Annotated in this window: 10 protein-coding genes and 1 pseudogene; 5 read left to right on the forward strand and 6 right to left on the reverse strand. The window is 47.5% G+C overall.

All coding sequences use genetic code 11. The features are described 5' to 3' along the window. Nucleotides 1-185 precede the first annotated feature (185 nt). The gene (locus tag QUB37_RS05615; protein WP_333159926.1) at nt 186-3,107 is read right to left on the reverse strand and encodes a GAF domain-containing protein; all 2,922 of its coding nucleotides are present in this window, start codon (nt 3,105-3,107) and stop codon (nt 186-188) included. 230 nt (nt 3,108-3,337) lie between these two features. Between QUB37_RS05615 and QUB37_RS05620 the strand changes: the two genes are divergently transcribed. Then, entirely contained in the window at nt 3,338-4,498 is a 1,161-nt protein-coding gene (locus QUB37_RS05620; protein WP_333159928.1) for a quinone-dependent dihydroorotate dehydrogenase, read from the forward strand. A gap of 284 nt (nt 4,499-4,782) precedes the next feature. Here the strand turns inward: QUB37_RS05620 and QUB37_RS05625 are convergent, their stop codons facing one another. Beyond that, on the reverse strand, nt 4,783-6,249 hold the full coding sequence (locus QUB37_RS05625) for an anthranilate synthase component I (protein ID WP_333159930.1): 1,467 nt from the start codon (nt 6,247-6,249) through the stop codon (nt 4,783-4,785). Nucleotides 6,250-6,366: 117 nt separating this feature from the next. Further along, the gene (locus tag QUB37_RS05630) at nt 6,367-7,038 is read right to left on the reverse strand and encodes an aminotransferase class IV (RefSeq protein WP_333159932.1); all 672 of its coding nucleotides are present in this window, start codon (nt 7,036-7,038) and stop codon (nt 6,367-6,369) included. Between the two features lie 96 nt (nt 7,039-7,134). Here QUB37_RS05630 and QUB37_RS05635 point away from each other — a divergent pair, with 96 nt between their 5' ends. Next, nucleotides 7,135-7,800, forward strand: coding sequence for an ElyC/SanA/YdcF family protein (locus QUB37_RS05635; RefSeq protein ID WP_333159933.1), 666 nt, complete (start codon nt 7,135-7,137; stop codon nt 7,798-7,800). 179 nt (nt 7,801-7,979) lie between these two features. Here QUB37_RS05635 and QUB37_RS05640 read toward each other — a convergent pair whose 3' ends face one another. Next, a complete protein-coding gene (locus QUB37_RS05640; RefSeq protein ID WP_333159935.1) occupies nt 7,980-8,207 on the reverse strand; it encodes a hypothetical protein in 228 nt (75 codons plus the stop codon). 437 nt (nt 8,208-8,644) lie between these two features. Between QUB37_RS05640 and QUB37_RS05645 the strand changes: the two genes are divergently transcribed. The 3 genes and pseudogenes from QUB37_RS05645 to QUB37_RS05655 all read left to right on the forward strand — a co-directional run. After that, a complete protein-coding gene (locus QUB37_RS05645; RefSeq protein ID WP_333159937.1) occupies nt 8,645-9,283 on the forward strand; it encodes a transaldolase family protein in 639 nt (212 codons plus the stop codon). 315 nt (nt 9,284-9,598) lie between these two features. Then, the gene (locus QUB37_RS05650; protein ID WP_333159939.1) at nt 9,599-11,311 is read left to right on the forward strand and encodes a calcium-binding protein; all 1,713 of its coding nucleotides are present in this window, start codon (nt 9,599-9,601) and stop codon (nt 11,309-11,311) included. 198 nt (nt 11,312-11,509) lie between these two features. Continuing rightward, nucleotides 11,510-11,911, forward strand: a pseudogene (locus QUB37_RS05655) (GUN4 domain-containing protein); the annotation flags it as partial. A gap of 112 nt (nt 11,912-12,023) precedes the next feature. Here the strand turns inward: QUB37_RS05655 and QUB37_RS05660 are convergent. Both QUB37_RS05660 and cax read right to left on the reverse strand, forming a co-directional pair. Continuing rightward, complete coding sequence (locus QUB37_RS05660) at nt 12,024-14,093, reverse strand: serine/threonine-protein kinase (RefSeq protein WP_333159941.1); 2,070 nt, start codon at nt 14,091-14,093, stop codon at nt 12,024-12,026. Nucleotides 14,094-15,209: 1,116 nt separating this feature from the next. Then, on the reverse strand, nt 15,210-16,331 hold the full coding sequence (gene cax / locus QUB37_RS05665) for a calcium/proton exchanger (protein WP_333159943.1): 1,122 nt from the start codon (nt 16,329-16,331) through the stop codon (nt 15,210-15,212). Nucleotides 16,332-16,341: the final 10 nt, after the last annotated feature.

The raw sequence follows: 16,341 nt of genomic DNA on the forward strand, positions 1-16,341 counted from the left end.
AAACTTATATTTAACTGAGATTTCAGATATTGTGAGCTCCTGTTCTTAGTTTGCGATCGATTATTCAGCAAGTCCTAGTTAGTAGGGTGCGTCAGGGCTGAATGTGACCACTAAAGACTAAAAAATTTTCCCCTGACGCACCCTACAATAACTATAAGTACGGGCGAACTCGCCCGTACAGAATTTTAAGAATTGGCTAGGGGCAGCACTAAACGAGCCACAATTAAATTGTTTTCTAACATTTCTAGAGAAAAGTTTCCCCCCATTAAGCGTACTGCTCGCTGACAAATTAAAAGATTTTGCACGATCGACCTATGGGAACTAGAAACCGCTAATATATCGGGTTCGGAACCGCCGTTGAAGGCAGCAATTAACTGTCGATCGCACGCGCCGCTATCGATCACAGACAATTCTAACAAATCTTCCCCCAACAACTGAGAGCGAATCTCAATCTTGGCGCCAACAGCAGAGCGCCTGCAAGCCGTCGCCAGCAATTCGCACAGGATCAAATCCAGCTTGATACTGTCCCCGCGAACGCTCAAAGTCTGACCCGCAGGCATCGACACAGCAGTTTCTCTGTGCACATCCAGCAAGACTTTCGACTGTTTGACCAGGGAGGCAGTTCGATCGAGCGATCGCCTCAGCCAAGCGCTCACAGGCACCGCATCTTGTCCGAATTGCAGCCGCCAATGTTCCTGTTTCAGCAGCAAATGAGTTGACCCCAAAGCATTGCCCATTTGCCGCAAAACCTGTTGGTAGCGCAAAATTTTCAGAGCATCCTTTTGTTCCTTCGCCGACTGCAAAATCGACTGACTCAACTCCCCCAACTCCTTCACCCCCGCTCCCACCGTGCGGTAAAACTCCTCAAAACGGCGCTGTTTGTACCAGTTGAGCAACTCCAGATCCAATCGCTGCGACTCCTGGATCGATTGCACCGCCAAATACCTGCGCCACCAAGCCAACTGAGACGCCATCGAGCTGAGTAAACTCACCGACAACTCCGACCACTGGCGGCCCGGAGCGTCCGCAGCCACCACAATGCCCGCCGGAGCGTGTTCTGGGGCCGTCCGCAGCGCCACCGTCAGAATCTCGCCAATTCCCGGACTGCGGAGCCACCGCTTCGTCGCCAGTTGCAGTTGGCTCGTGCTCTGTTGCACCACGGAGTTAGCAGCCAGGGTTTGTTGGATCAAAGCATCTGTTTTGACAGGAATCACCGCCTCGGGATTGAGGGCAAATACGGGATTGGCAGCTACCGTCGCTACGATGGAACCTTCCTCCTCACCGGGATTCCAAGTAATTACGGCTACTAAAGGACAGGAAATTGTCTGGGAAACGTGTTGAGCAAAGTTACGATCGAGCTTTTGTAGCGGCAACTCTGGGAACATCGTCGGTGAAGCAGCAGCTATCTCTTGCTCAGATTGCTCATCAGGATAATGGTGCAAAACCGCCAAACCCGATTTGAGAGATCGCTCAAATTGCTGATATTTGTCGATTGCCGAACTCTGCTGCCACGAGTGCAGGATCAATCCGAGTTGTTCGCCCACTAGCCGAACTAATTCTTGCTCAGATCGCCTCCAAGTGCGAGTTGCATTGTGTCCGACAACCAGCAAACCCTCGATCGATTTGCCATTGGCGATTTTCGATTTTAGATTGGGGTTTTCTCCGTCTTTCTTTTTCCCCCTCGTGCTCGATGCCAAAAGCGATCGCACCCCCGCTTCCCCCAACACATCCCGCCAAGCGCCCAACCGCTCGTCTTCCTCCCAATTTTCAATAGCTAGAGGTGCACTTTCTTCCAACAGCCCCACGTCAGCCACATCGAGGGCGTTGAGTGGCGACGGCACTGACCTGCGGTTGCGGGGCAGATTTTGGCAGACAATTTCAAAGCGATTTTGTTCTTCGCCGTACAGCAGCAGCAAAAAGTATTCGCATTTGAGCCGATCGCACAACTGTTCGGCGGTATTTTTCAAAGTCGTCTCCCAGTCAGCATCGCTGTAGATGGCGTGAGCTATTCCGGCAGTTAAATCTCGATCGATCTCAATTTGCTGAATTTTCTCCTCCATCTCCGAGACAGGAGCCGTCAGAGCCACTAACTGCGCCACTCCCCGCAGATAATGCTTTTCATTGTCTTGCCAAATCCGGGGTTCGCCGGCTTCGACTGCCAAAAATCCCAACAATTCCCCTTCCGAAACAATCGGCGCAGCCAACAGAGAGCGAGCGCGGATTTGCTGCATCAACCGCCCCGTTAGCTCAGTTTTCAGAGAACTTTGAGATTCACCGATCCAAACCATTTCTTCCCTGCCCAAAGCCTGATAAAATTCTCCCAAGTCTTGGACGGTGATGCCCGAAGCCGGTCGGGCCGGCCCGCCCAAACCCGGAGTAACTTCGCGGTTGCTGACTCGGCGCCAAAAATAGCGTCGCTCTCGCTCGAACCAATAAACATTGGTGCGTGTCGGCTCGATAAATTCATGAGTTTGTTCGACAACAGCTTGCAAGTATTGGTCGAGCGATCGCAATTCCCCCAACTGCGAAATCAGCGCTAAAAGAGACTCATCTGGGTGTTTAACTTGTTGTCGCTGCCAGTCTTTTTCTATTTGGTAAAGAGCAGTTGCCAGCGCTCCAAATACGATCGCCAACTGCGTTTTTTCCCCGGACTTTGGCGACGCTCCCCATACCTCAGTGCCGAGCAAAATCACGCCGTAGCAGCGGTCTTTGTAGCGCAGGGGAAACAGAGTCGTGCCTTGAATATTGAAAGTTTGAGCTGCTTTGCGCCATTCTCCGGCTCTACTTTCCGATCGCAAATCCGGGACTCCCACCGGGCGGAGCTGAATCACCACTTGTTCGAGCAAATCTCCTGGGCTGAGGGCAAACCGCTGTTTGAGAAAAGACTGGTCGCCGTTAGGAGTCATGCCGCCTTTCCCGAACAATCTGTGCGCCTGTCGATCGTACAACCCGATCCAAATCAACCGCCAGTCAAATTCCGCTTGCAAGTAACCGAGTGTGGTCGAAAGTAGCACATCAACATTCTCCTCTTCTCGGAGAGTCTGGAGAACGCGCTCTAGGGTCGCGATTTGTTCGTCTAAATCCTTCGGTCTTTGCTGCTGCCCCATTTCCAAGCTTCCCCGCACCTTGTCTAATTTAAAATTACTAACTTAAATATTCAAAAAAATAAAATGCCAAAGAATCAACTTATAATATAATCGTCTCACTTATCCTTCAATCTCAAACATTGGATAAAGTCGATCGAAGTTGAAGTAAAAACTTCGCCTTCGCTGTCGGCTCGTGAATATTTTTATTTCCCTTCTCATTTCTAATTTGTAAATTGCCCCAGTACAAATCATTGGATATTTATCAATCAAGTGTACGCCCGCTGTTGTTTTCCGTATTGAAAACCGATGCCGAGTGGCTGCACAACCGCACTCTCCAAGTTCTCGAACTCGCAGCCAGAACCCAGTCAAACCCCGCAACCAGCCAAATGCTCTCTCGATTGCAGAAATCTTTGGGAGTCCAAGATTCTCGCCTCGAACAATCTTTGTGGGGACTGAGCTTTAACAATCCTGTCGGCTTGGCCGCCGGATTTGATAAAAACGGCGTAGCTGCTGACATTTGGGCAAATTTTGGCTTTGGCTTTGCCGAACTTGGCACTGTCACTTGTCAACCGCAGCCGGGAAACCCTCAACCTCGCTTGTTTCGCTTGACGGAGGACAGTGCAGCCCTCAACCGCATGGGATTTAACAATCAAGGAGCCGCGGCAATGGCAGCCCGGTTTCAGGCAGCACAGAAACAGTCAAAATTCGATGCCCAGCGCCCCATGGCTCAGTCTCCGTTCCCCTTGGGCATCAATCTCGGTAAATCTAAGGTAACACCGTTAGAGCAGGCAGCAGCCGACTATTTGGAGAGTTTTAAGCTGCTGAAAGATTGGGGCGACTATTTTGTAGTGAACGTTTCTTCTCCGAATACGCCTGGGTTGCGATCGCTCCAAGATGCTGCTGGGCTTAGCACAATTTTGGAAATTTTGCAACAAGAAAATCAAGGAATCAAGCCAATTTTAGTCAAGATTGCGCCGGATTTGGAGTCGGAGGCGATCGTATCAATCCTCGACTTAGCAAAAACCTACCAACTAGCAGGAATTATCGCCACAAATACCACCATCCGCCGCGACGGATTGAAAACACAAATATTGCGAGAAACAAACCAACCAATCGCCGAAGAAGCCGGGGGAATTAGCGGACTTCCCGTGCGGGAGCGATCGACAGAAGTAATCCGATTTATCTGGCAATATACAAAAGGCGAATTGCCCATAATTGGAGTTGGCGGCATTTTCACCGCCGAAGATGCTTGGGAAAAAATAGCCGCCGGTGCGAGTTTAATTCAAGTTTACACTGGTTGGGTTTACGAAGGGCCTTGGATGGTGCGTCGGATTCTCCAAGGTTTGTTGCAAAAGTTAGAAGAACGCGGATTTAGTTCGATTTCTGAGGCAGTAGGTTCGGACAATCAATAGACAGTTGACTGTTGACTGTTGACTGTTGACTGTGAGTAAAAAAATGAAAATTACGCGAATTATTTGTTGACAGCTTGATTCGACTTTACGCCCGACTTAGAAGCTCGGATTTGATATCATTCCGGCCTTACTGCCGGAATTGATATGACTCACAGTGCGATCGCTAAAAAAACTATAGCGGTTCTCAGGAAAGTAAGGTACTCTTCCAATGCCCAATGCCCAATGCCCAATGCCCAATGCCCAATGCCCAATGCCCAATGCCCAATGCCCAAGAACACCTCATGTTACTGAGAAAGCCTATAATCAAATATTTCCGCTAATTTCAAAGCATTAACTTGAGCTTGAGCTTTATGCAGCGACTCCTGCCATTCCCTTTCTGGATCGCTATCAGCAACAATCCCCGCACCCACTTGTCCCCAAACAACTCCCCCGGTTGTACCGTCACTTTTTGGTGCATATAAAAGGGTGCGAATCAAAATATTTAAATCCAGGTTGCCGCGCCAGTCCAAATAACCGCAGGAACCGTAAAATAAATTGCGCTTCACGGGTTCCAATTCTTCGATGATTTCCAGACAGCGCACTTTCGGACAACCTGTAATCGTACCGCCCGGAAATACCCCTCGAATTAAGTCGATCGCGTCGCAATCTTGTCTTAATGTACCGATAACATTACTGACGAGGTGCATCACGTGACTGTAGCGTTCAATAGTCAGAAATTCGTTAACTTTTACCGACCCCCATTCACACACCCTCCCGATATCGTTGCGCTCTAAGTCAACTAACATAATATGTTCGGCTCTTTCTTTGATATTCTCTATTAATTCCTGTGCTAAGCGATCATCTTGAATGCAGGTTAAACCTCGCGGTCTCGTTCCCGCGATCGGTCTAGTATCCACTTTTTTTCCTAATAATTGAACCAGTCTTTCCGGCGAACAACTAACTATCGCCCCCCACGGAGTTTGCCAATAACTTGCAAAAGGCGAAGGATTTATCCGTTGCAAAGCGCGGTAAATTGACCAACTGCTGCAATCTGTACGGGCTTCAAACCGCAAAGATAAATTAGCCTGAAAAATATCGCCCGCCTGAATATACTTCTGAGCTTTTCGCACTATTTCTTTATACTGACTCTGAGATAATTGAAAAATAGGAGTAGCCGAATTTTGTTGAGAATTTTCCGGTAAATTATTCTCGATTATTTCTCGCTCAGTTTGCTCTAATTGATGCTGCATAACATCGAGGTGAGAAGGTTGACTCGCAGCCAACCAGAGAATTTGCGTTTGATGGTCTAAAACCGCAAAAGATTCTGGTTCGTACCAACAGCTAACCGGGAAAGGAAGCGGATCAGTATTGAGTTGGGGCAGGTGTTCGATTTCCCATGCTAAATCATAACCTAGCCATCCCAACCAACCCCCAGTAAAAGGAATTTCCGGCGGTACATTGACTGCTAAATTTTGCTTTTGAGATTCCAAAAGAGCGCGTAAAAAAGGTAAAATTTCACCGACTGGCGGTGTCCATAGCTGAGGTTGACTATCAATTATCCGGGGAGAACCTGCACAAATAGAATATCGTGCCAAGTTAGTAGAAGATGTAACTGGACTTTCTAGCAGAACAGCCATATCGCGGGGGGGGAAATCCGATATTGAGCTTGCACTGTCGGCGGTTTGACCTAGAAATAAAGTTTGAAAAATCTCCGATCCGCTGCGCTGATTTAGGGGAAGCTTTCGCCAATGCCAAGGTTGTATTTGTTTCATAATAGATTGCACTATGGTTAACACTTTCAGAACTTACGCAATGATTCAATTTTGACACTATCTATAGTAGTAAAGTGCATATTATGCACCCTTCTAAAATCGAGTGAAAGTGTTATCTCAGCCATTAATTACAACTTTCCAAATATCTCGGTTTTCCTCTTTTTTGAGGCGTATCCAACCCCTAACGGAGTTAATGAGAAATAGAGTTTGGGTACTGTGCAAATCATCTAAGGTAATTAATTCTTCTCTGATTTTTCCTTCCTCTAAAAGTTGAGAACGAAACGTCCCCGGTAATAAACCGCACTTGACGGGAGGTGTGATTAGGCCTGCGGGTGTATCGAGCACGATATTGGCGATCGTGGATTCGGTGATCATTCCATCTTGATTCCACAGAAAGACATCCTGATATTCGGGCTGCGACTCCAAAGCCATTGTATAAGGCAATCGGTAAGTTGTCTTGTGGTAAAGAAATGGGTTTTGAGAATCGATCGGTTGGCGGGCAATTCCCACAGATGCACCGATTTTTAAGATACCGCTATCTAGTGCCTGAGCTTGTAATGTTATGTTTCCCTCACAAGATATTGTTAACCGTATTTTTTGTTTGACTGACCTGCAAGTAATACTTAATGCTTGTAAAGCTTTGCTTGTTTCTGTTAGCAATAGGGGAAAATTAAAATAATCAGCCGATCGTTCTAATCTTTGAAGATGTCTGTCTAGCAAAAAATAACCGTTTTTTGGCTCCCATAAAAATGATTCTAGCAATTCAAATTTTGGCTGTTGTTGAATCATGTTTTTTTTAATATAATGTAAATTCGGTAACTAGACAGTTTTTAGATCCCCGAAGGTTCCTGTTCGTGTAATTATATAGGAAGATAACTTGAATTTATGTTGCCTAAACCCTTTATATTTCAATGGCGTCTTGCCATCGGGCTGTTAATATTAACCTCATTACTCACACCTCTAGCCCTCAACTACTACGTCAGACTTGTTACCAGCAACTACCGCTACAGCGATATAGCTAACGTGCCTGCAGAACCCATCGCTATAGTTTTTGGTGCCGGAGTTTGGGAAGACGGCACTCCAAGCCCCATGTTAGCCGATCGAGTGCAAGCAGCCGTCGATTTGTACAAAGCGGGGCGAGTGGACAAACTTTTGATGACAGGAGACAATAGCAGCGTCGATTACAACGAAGTCCAAGCAATGCAGGACTACGCCGAAGCCCAAGGCGTACCGATTAATAATATCGTTCTCGATTATGCCGGATTTAGTACCTATGAAAGTTGCTACCGGGCGAAAGAAATTTTTGGCATAACGCAGGCTGTTTTAGTTACCCAAAACTTTCACTTAGCCCGCGCTGTTTATACCTGTCGCCGGTTGGGCATACAGGCGATCGGCTTAGGAACGCCGGATTGGGGAAAATTTAGCCATAAGGGCATGATTCACTACAGTTTTCGCGAATTTTTGGCAGTAATTAAAGCGCTTTGGGAAGTGCGTGTTACCCGTCCCGAACCGACTTTTTTGGGGCCGTTTGAAGGAATTAAAGAAAAGTGATGAGTGGTCTGTTGAAAACTTTAGTCCTTGCTTTAAGGACTAAAGTCTTCACTAAAAACGGGTTTTATTACAACTAACCGGACATCAGGTAAGTCCGGGAGTTGTAAGTTTTGAGTTAAACAAAACTTACAACAAAACTCACAAATCATAGCTGGCCCGTTGCGGTAGTGTTCCATAACTTACTCGCGTTTGGAAAGACCAGCCAGCGACCAAGTTAGGCTCACCATCATTAAGCGGCCTAGAGCCTTCAAACGTTCTTCGGCGTTATTTTCAACCGTTTGAGACAGAGTTTCAGACTTAAGATTTTTCGACAATTCTTCAGCAGTTTCTGCTGACTTTTCCAACTGAGGTTGTTCAGAAGATGTCTCAAGGCTGACTTGTGGCTGCTGATTTTTTTCTTCGGTCATTTTCTGAGTCACCTCCTGGAGTTATTGCATACATAACCCTTAATACAAATGTAACTTATTTGTATCCGGGATTTGGCGAGTCAAGTTTTCCTTACCCGACAATCGCAGTTACCAACTGACTTAAAAGTTTTGATGTTAGTTGTTAGCTATCTTAAATCGCACTTACCCAATTTTCCTCAAAAACGAGGTTTATTCACAGATAGGTCGTCCTCCACCAATTTTTTGTAAGAAACGGGATTTCTGAGCCTAAGTCCTGTTAAATTCAAAACTCACACACTACTACCGATGATGCACATCACTGAATTGTTATATTTACTTAACAGTAATATTTCCGAGATTCTGATATTGTTAAAGCTTAACAATTAATTTTGCTCGGATTTATATCAATCTGCAAGCAACCGTCTGGAAATTTTTAACAAACTGAAGGTGTAGAGCCGATGGCAATTTATGTTGATACTGCAATTGTAGCGGAAGCCGCACGGGCGAGCAAGTTCGGATGGGTAGCGGGAATTACTACTAATCCGACACTTTTGACAAAAAGTGAGTTATCTCCTGAGCAAACCCTTAAACAACTGGCACAACTGATTCCTGGGGAAGTGTATTATCAGCTAAGGGCATCTGATGTTGATGGCATGGTAGCAGAAGGAAAAGCGGCTTTTGAATTAATTGGACAGCAAACAGTGTTGAAAGTTCCAGCAACGGCGGCTGGTTTCCAAGCAGTAGCACATTTGTCACCGTCCATTCCTTGCGCGGTGACGGCGATATACAGCGCATCACAAGCAGTTGTCTCAGCAGAAGCGGGGGCCAAATATGCGATCGCCTATGTGAATCGCGCCACCAGATTGTTGGGAGACGGTTTTGCGTTAGTGCGGGATATGGCCAATGTGTTGCAGAGAACTAATACTGAGATTTTGGCAGCTAGCATTAAATCGCCGGAAGAAGCGGTAAAGACTTTATTAGCTGGAGCACATCATTTGACATTGCCTTTTGACCTGTTGCAGGCGATCGCAGTTCACGAACTTTCGCAGCAAACTGTTGATGAATTTGCCAAAAACGGGCGGGGAATTAGTTATTAGATTTTGCAATAAGCTGATACGCATTTAAATTGGGATTTTTGAACCCTAGACTCTTTGCACCCTGGCTTTCAGGCAAAAAATTTAAATGCTGAACAGCTTACAGAAAACTTCTTTAATTCTGGAGTAAGTATCATTCGCTCGCTGACTGCATATGAGTTTGGCTATTTTGTCTACTGTCGGCAACAGTTGTTGATAAATATGACTTTTATGAACTCAATGTTATGAATTTTATGAATTGACTTTGAGAGCTGGTTATTGAATGATGTCAATCAACCGCACGAAGTTCCAAACTTGTACTCTTAAATGTCAGGGCTTATGACGATTACTCGCGTCTCAGTTGACTCAGCAGGCAATCAGGCGATCGGCGACTCCGAGATCCCCTCCATCTCTGCCGACGGGAGGTTTGTGGCGTTTTTATCTAATGCCACCAACCTCGTGCCAGGGGACACTAACAATACCGATGACATCTTCGTGCGCGACTTGTTAACGAATATTATCACCCGCGTCTCTGTAGACTCAGCAGGCAATCAGGGGAACGCCTTGTCCGTACTCCCCTCCATCTCCGGTAACGGGCGCTTTGTGGCGTTTGCATCTAATGCCTCCAACCTCGTGCCGGGGGACACTAACGGTAGAGCCGACATCTTCGTCCGCGACTTGTTAACGAATATCACTACCCGCGTCTCTGTAGACTCAGCAGGCAATCAGGGGAACGGCATTTCCTATTCCTTGTTGACCTCCATCTCCGCCGACGGGCGGTTTGTGACGTTTGCATCGGATTCCACCAACCTTGTGGCGGGAGACACTAACGATACCCGTGATATCTTCGTGCGTGACTTGTTAACAAACACTACCACCCGCGTCTCTGTAGATTCAGCAGGCAATCAGGGGAACGGCATTTCCGAGTTCCCCTCCATCTCCGCCGACGGGCGGTTTGTGGGGTTTGCATCTAATGCCTCCAACCTCGTGCCGGGAGACACTAACAATAGTCGCGATACCTTCGTCCGCGACTTGTTAACGAATACCACTACCCGCGTCTCTGTAGATTCAGCAGGCATTCAGGGAAACGACTCCTCCGGCATTCCCTCCATCTCCGCCGACGGGCGGTTTGTGACGTTTGCATCGGATGCCACCAACCTCGTGCCGGGGGACATTAACAATCGCGGCGACATCTTCGTGCGCGACTTGTTAACCAATACCACTACCTGCGTCTCAGTTGACTCAGCAGGCAATCCGGGGAACGACTCCTCCCTCTATAGCTCGATCTCCGCCGACTATAGCTCGATCTCCGCCGACGGACGGTTTGTGGTGTTTGAATCTGATGCCTCCAACCTCGTGCGGGGGGACACTAACAATAGCACTGACATCTTCGTGCGCGACTTGTCAACCAATACCACCACTCGCGTCTCTGTTTCAGGGGCGGGCAATCAGGGGAACGGCGAATCCTACAGCCCCTCCATCTCCGCCAACGGGCAGAAAGTGGCGTTTTCATCTAAGGCCTCCAACCTCGTGCCGGGAGATACCAACAATGGCCCAGACCTCTTTATTGTTGACTTAACCAACATTCCAGGCGTTATCAATACTTCTAGTAACAACATCAACGGCACAAACGGCAACGACAACCTCACAGGCACTCCCAGCAGCGATAATATCAGCGGTTTAGACGGCGATGACACGATCGCCGGCAGACAAGGCAACGATATTCTTATCGGGGGAGGCGGCAGCGATATCCTATTTGGCGGCAAAGGTTTTGATACCCTCAACGGCGGTTTGGGCAACGATAATCTAGTCGGCGGCGCGGGCAACGATGTATTTGTTTTAGGTGCGGGATTGGGAGTTGATACAATCTCTGATTTCACCAAATCTCAAGATACCATTCAATTAATCAATGGCTTGACCTTCGGACAGCTATCAATTTCCCCTGGAACTAACGCCACATTAATTAGAGTAGCCAGCAGCGGTGAAGTTTTAGCTTCTTTGACAGGCGTTGCTCCAAACCTCATCGGCTCTGAAGATTTCGTCTCTGTTTAGAGATGGTAAACAGTCATTTGTTAAATCACTTTTACTCAGAAAAATATCATGTTTAAACTTAGCAAACAATCACTCGCATTAATAGGCACATTTATGGCAGTTTTGCAACCAGCATTTCCCGCTAATTCACAAGAAAGTAACAGCGAATTTAGCAAACTTTAATCCTTATTAGAAGCCGAAAAATGGTACGAAGCAGATCAAGAAACAGTCTCTCTGATCCGCAACAACTCCGCTAATCTGTCTTGTCCGAACCTCCGGGCGATCGATCAAATGTGGATGCGATCGAGCAATGGCAAGTATGGATTGACTCCACAGTTAGAGATTTGGCAGAAAGTGGGCGGTTCTAACTGTCGAACTTGCGAAGGTCAAATTCAAGATTTTAGCAAGCAAGTAGGATGGAACATGAGCTCGCAAGTAAGTCCTATACCAGGGGAGTTTCCAGCCCAGTATCCAACTGTTGCTTCATTAAGTTGGCAAAGTTATGTTGACAGCGATAAAAGCATAACAAGGTACAGTCTTTTTGCGGGCGCGCAGACATGGCAAGCGTGGAGGGTTACAGAATTTAACCTGTTTTCTGCTTTTGCCAATTGCGGCAAGTAACAGTTGTAGGGCGGGCAATGCCCAGACTTCCACGTCGGAGTCGGGATGCGATTTCTCGATCGCCTCGGCTTTTCAACCTAAAATCTCAAATCTCAAATCTAAAATAGTAGGACTATGGCATTCGCCAAATTTTAATAGTGCGATCGGGACTGCCGGTCACAAAAGTCTTGCTATCTCTGGAAATAGCAACAGAACTCACAAACTGAGTGTGACCAGAAAGAGTGCTTCTTTCTTTTCCCGTCTTCAAATCCCAAACTATAATATCTTCGCCCCCGCTGATCAAAGTCCGGCTGTCCGGGCTAAAGGCGATCGTCCTCACCGAGCTCGAATGCCCTTTAAAAGTGCGGGTGCGCTTCCCGTCTTGGACGTTCGACAAACGGATCGTATTGTCGGTGCTAGCACTAGCCACAATTTTCCCGTTCGGGCTAAAAGCCACAGCAGTAACGGGGCCCCGGTGACCTGTGATAATTCTTCTGACTTCACCGGTGGCGAGATTCCACAAACGCACAGTCTTGTCCTCACTGCCGCTAGCGAGAGTTTTACCATCCCCGCTCAAAGCGATCGCGTTTACTCCTCCGGCGTGGCCGCTCAAAGTCCGCAACCTGCTGCCGGTTCTGACATTCCACAAGCGAACAGTTTTGTCATCGCTGCCGCTAGCCAGAGTTTGACCGTCCCTGCTAAAAGCGATCTCGTTGACGGTGGCTTTGTGAGCGGCAATCGTCTGCATCCGTCGCCCCGTCTTCAAATCCCAGAGAATCACATTATTGTCGTCGCCCCCACTGGCCAAAATCGAGCTGTCCGGGCTCACCGCCACCGTCTTGACCGATTTTTTAGAATGCACCGAATTGAGAGTCCGCACTAGGCGTCCCGTCCTCACATTCCAAATTCTAATCGTCCCAAAGCTTGCGCTCACCAAAGTTTTACCGTCAGGCGACAGGGCGATCGCATTTACACTCCCAACATTATCCAAACTTTTTTGCAAAAAATGAGTGGTAGGTAAAGTAGAAAGCAGCCACACCGGGTTTGCCGGAAACACCCCGTAACGCAGCGAACCGTAAATTTGAGACGCGCCAACACTCACCATCAAAACAGCCGCGCCCGCCAGCAACTTCTTTTTCCAATCAAAAACATCTTTATCGGTCTTGTTCAATCCCGAATTCAGAGGTCTGAGGCGGTTCATGGAACTCTGCTTCTTCGCCCCAGACGGCCCGGCAGTTCCGCGAATTTTAGTTTGCCCCGTCGTCGGCAACTGAGTTGGCAACTGACTTTCAGCGCCGTCGAGATTAATTTCCTCCAAGCACTGCAAAACCATCTGCGGGCTTTGAGGTCGATTTCCCGGAAAAGGCGCCATCAGATAATCGATTACATTAGCCACGGCGTCGGAAACCTGAGGAGCTCCTTTGCGCCACATTAATCTGCCCGTGCGCGGGTTCTCTGGAAACGCAGTTGGTGGCTTTCCAGTCAGCAAATAAACAAAAGTGCGCCCCAGAGCAAAAAAATCTGACTGGGGAACAGCCTTGCCATTTGTTTGTTCGGGCGGCGTGTAGCCGGGGGAAACAATACCAGTCACATTTTGCCCCTGGCCCACCTTAGCGAAATAAGTCGCCGACACTTCCCGAGCAGTCCCGAAGTCAATCAGCACTAACTGCCCGTTTGGCTTGCACATAATATTGTGCGGCTTGATATCCCGATGGAAATAGTTGAGGCGGTGAACTTGGTCTAAAATTTCCGACAGTTGTTTGAGCCAGTTCACAGCTTGTTCTTGACTGATGGGGCGGCCCCGATGTTTCAGCCAGTCTTGCAAATTGGCACCAGCAATTTTCTCCATCACGAGGCAGTGAAAAGACTCTGTGCTGTGAGCGGGCGTAAATATAAAATAACCGTCGCGATCGACTTTTGGAATACCTGGATGTCTGAGCCTGACCAACACGTCGGCTTCTTGCTTAAACAGTTCTACAGCTTTGGGATGTTCTTTCAGCAGGACTTTGAGCACTCTTCGGGCGCCGTTGTCGTCCACTTCAAATGTTCTGCCAAAGCCGCCGCCTCCGAGAGGCGCGACTAGCCGATATCGACCTTGCAACAAAAGTTCTGACCCGCAGTGGATACACACGGATTTACCAGAGTTGGCTGGATCGGAGGGATTCGGGCATTTGGGATTGAGGCAATAACTCACAGAAGCCACATAACCCTGATTGAGGTTGCTCTATCAAGTTTTACTTTGACACTGCTCTACAAAACTTGGCTAAACTTATCTAAGCTTCACCATTCAACTAGAAGTATTTTCTAGAGGGTCTGATTCCTGCTTCTGCCAAGAGAGTCGGCTCTTACTTGTCCACAGGCGTAAATTCGGGTGGAGCAGCACCCTATTTTTGAAGTCTCTACAACTATTTATTATTGTGGAAGCTTTTAGCCATTGTTTAACCATTATTTTCAACCAATTTAACGAATCGTGGTATCCCGTTCGACCTTTTTATAGGCTGGTCAGTTTTAAATAGACCGTCGTTTACTCTTCCAGAAAATTTTTCCTGCAGATTTTGGGCATTATTCTGAGAATGTTGCACAAAACTGCGCCTCTGTCAATATGCTTGTCATAAGTAGCTCGGAGGAAGTTTAATCAAGTATTAAGCGATTAGATTAACCTCTGTGCACTCTTGGTGAGTGAGATTTTTGATTCAGCTTGCGTTACTTGCCTTGACAAGATTACTCAAGCCGCATTAGAGGTGTCTTTTCTAAAATCGTTAATTCTGGTATGGCATACCGTATTTGATTAGTCCTCTTTAAATCTAGTTCGGTTTTTGTTCAAATACGAGTTTTCCTAGACGGCAACACCGTGTTTGTGGGACAACGTACTCAACAATAAGAGTACGAGGTTTTACTTTGTCTAGTTAGACTCAATTTTCAACTTATGACGATCGTAGCACACCTAGTAAAAGACTCATCAGCACCCTTGATTGAAATCTTCCAACGTCTCTGAAGTCTAGCGAGGCTTTAGTCTCGCTAGACTTCAGCCTCCCGTGTTTTTGTATAACCGGTGGCCGTGGGATCTAACGATCGGCTTGAGGGCAAAGGTTTTATTGTTTGTCACAGCCGATCGAGGTCACAAATCCCTGATGACAGCACATAATGTATAAACACACCAGAACTAATAACGAGAGAGCAGCCACATTTCAATTGTACGATCGCAACCACCACTCTCGAAGAAAGAAGTGAGAGTGGGATAGTGGGCGAGTGAGGGAGTGAAAAAATCTGCCTTCTTCCCTCTTCCCTCTTCCTTCTTCCTTCCCGATAAGAAAGCCTTTTACACAAGTCCCTCAATTACCGGATGGAAGTAGAAAGCCAGCGCCAAAACCGTATAAGCTGCCAACAGCAAAGTACCTTCGAGCCAGTTAGAATTGCCGTCAGAACTGATAGAATTGGCGATCAGCACCGACACCGCAACCGCTACAAGTTCAAACGGGTTGAAATTCAAGTCCATCGGTTTGCCCAAGACAAAACCTGCCAAAACCAACACCGGCGCAACAAACAAAGCAATTTGCAAACTCGAACCCACGGCCACAGAAACCGACAAATCCATTTTATTTTTCATCGCCACCGTCACCGCCGTCGTATGTTCGGCAGCATTGCCAATAATCGGCACTAAAATCACCCCGGTAAACAGTGATGTCAGTCCCAAACGCGCTGTCGCTTCTTCGAGAGTACCCACCAACAGTTCCGACTCGACAGCTACCATCAGGGTACAGGCCAACAGCACCGAAATCCACAACGGCAGATTGACTTTGTGGTCAGGACTGTCTGGTGCTAAGTTATTTTCGGCTAAATCTTCAAGCATTTCTATTTCTGCCACCCCTGCATCGTACAGATAACTGTGGGTTTTCATCGAAAACAGCAGCGTCAGCACGTAGACGACAATCAGCACTACAGCGACAGCGCTAGAGAGGTTCTGCATAGTTTCTGCGGGGATGCCAATAGAGGTGGCATTAACTGCAGTTGGCACCAAAATGGCAATCACGGCTAAGTTCATCGCTGAAGCATTTAACCGGGCGACTGTCGGCTGAAAATCTTGTTCTTTGTAGCGCAAGCCGCCCAGCAGCATCGCCAATCCCATCACCAGCAGCAGGTTGCTCATAATTGAACCGGTAATGCTGGCCTTAACAACATCTATTAGTCCGGCGTTGAGGGCGACGATGCCGATAATCAGTTCCGTGGCATTTCCGAAGGTAGCGTTCAGCAAACCGCCCAAGTTGGCGCCGAGGACGACAGCGATTTCTTCGGTGGCCGTGCCCATCCACGCGGCTAGAGGGATGATGGCTAAAGCCGAGGTGATGAAGATTGTGGAGGATTCCCAGCCGAGAAAGTGTCCGGCGATGGAAACCGGGATAAATAACAGCAGACTGGAAATTATTGTATTTGTGTTTAGCATTTAGATTCTC

This window comes from Microcoleus sp. AT3-A2, assembly GCF_036705685.1.
Lineage (GTDB): Bacteria > Cyanobacteriota > Cyanobacteriia > Cyanobacteriales > Microcoleaceae > Microcoleus.

Excerpts from the sequence above, each read along its gene's own strand:
- QUB37_RS05625 (WP_333159930.1), bottom strand. The coding sequence starts at position 6,249 with ATGAAACAAATACAACCTTGGCATTGGCGAAAGCTTCCCCTAAATCAG.
- QUB37_RS05630 (WP_333159932.1), bottom strand. The coding sequence starts at position 7,038 with ATGATTCAACAACAGCCAAAATTTGAATTGCTAGAATCATTTTTATGG.
- QUB37_RS05615 (WP_333159926.1), bottom strand. The coding sequence starts at position 3,107 with ATGGGGCAGCAGCAAAGACCGAAGGATTTAGACGAACAAATCGCGACC.
- QUB37_RS05640 (WP_333159935.1), bottom strand. The coding sequence starts at position 8,207 with ATGACCGAAGAAAAAAATCAGCAGCCACAAGTCAGCCTTGAGACATCT.
- QUB37_RS05650 (WP_333159939.1), top strand. The coding sequence starts at position 9,599 with ATGACGATTACTCGCGTCTCAGTTGACTCAGCAGGCAATCAGGCGATC.
- QUB37_RS05645 (WP_333159937.1), top strand. The coding sequence starts at position 8,645 with ATGGCAATTTATGTTGATACTGCAATTGTAGCGGAAGCCGCACGGGCG.
- QUB37_RS05635 (WP_333159933.1), top strand. The coding sequence starts at position 7,135 with ATGTTGCCTAAACCCTTTATATTTCAATGGCGTCTTGCCATCGGGCTG.
- cax (WP_333159943.1), bottom strand. The coding sequence starts at position 16,331 with ATGCTAAACACAAATACAATAATTTCCAGTCTGCTGTTATTTATCCCG.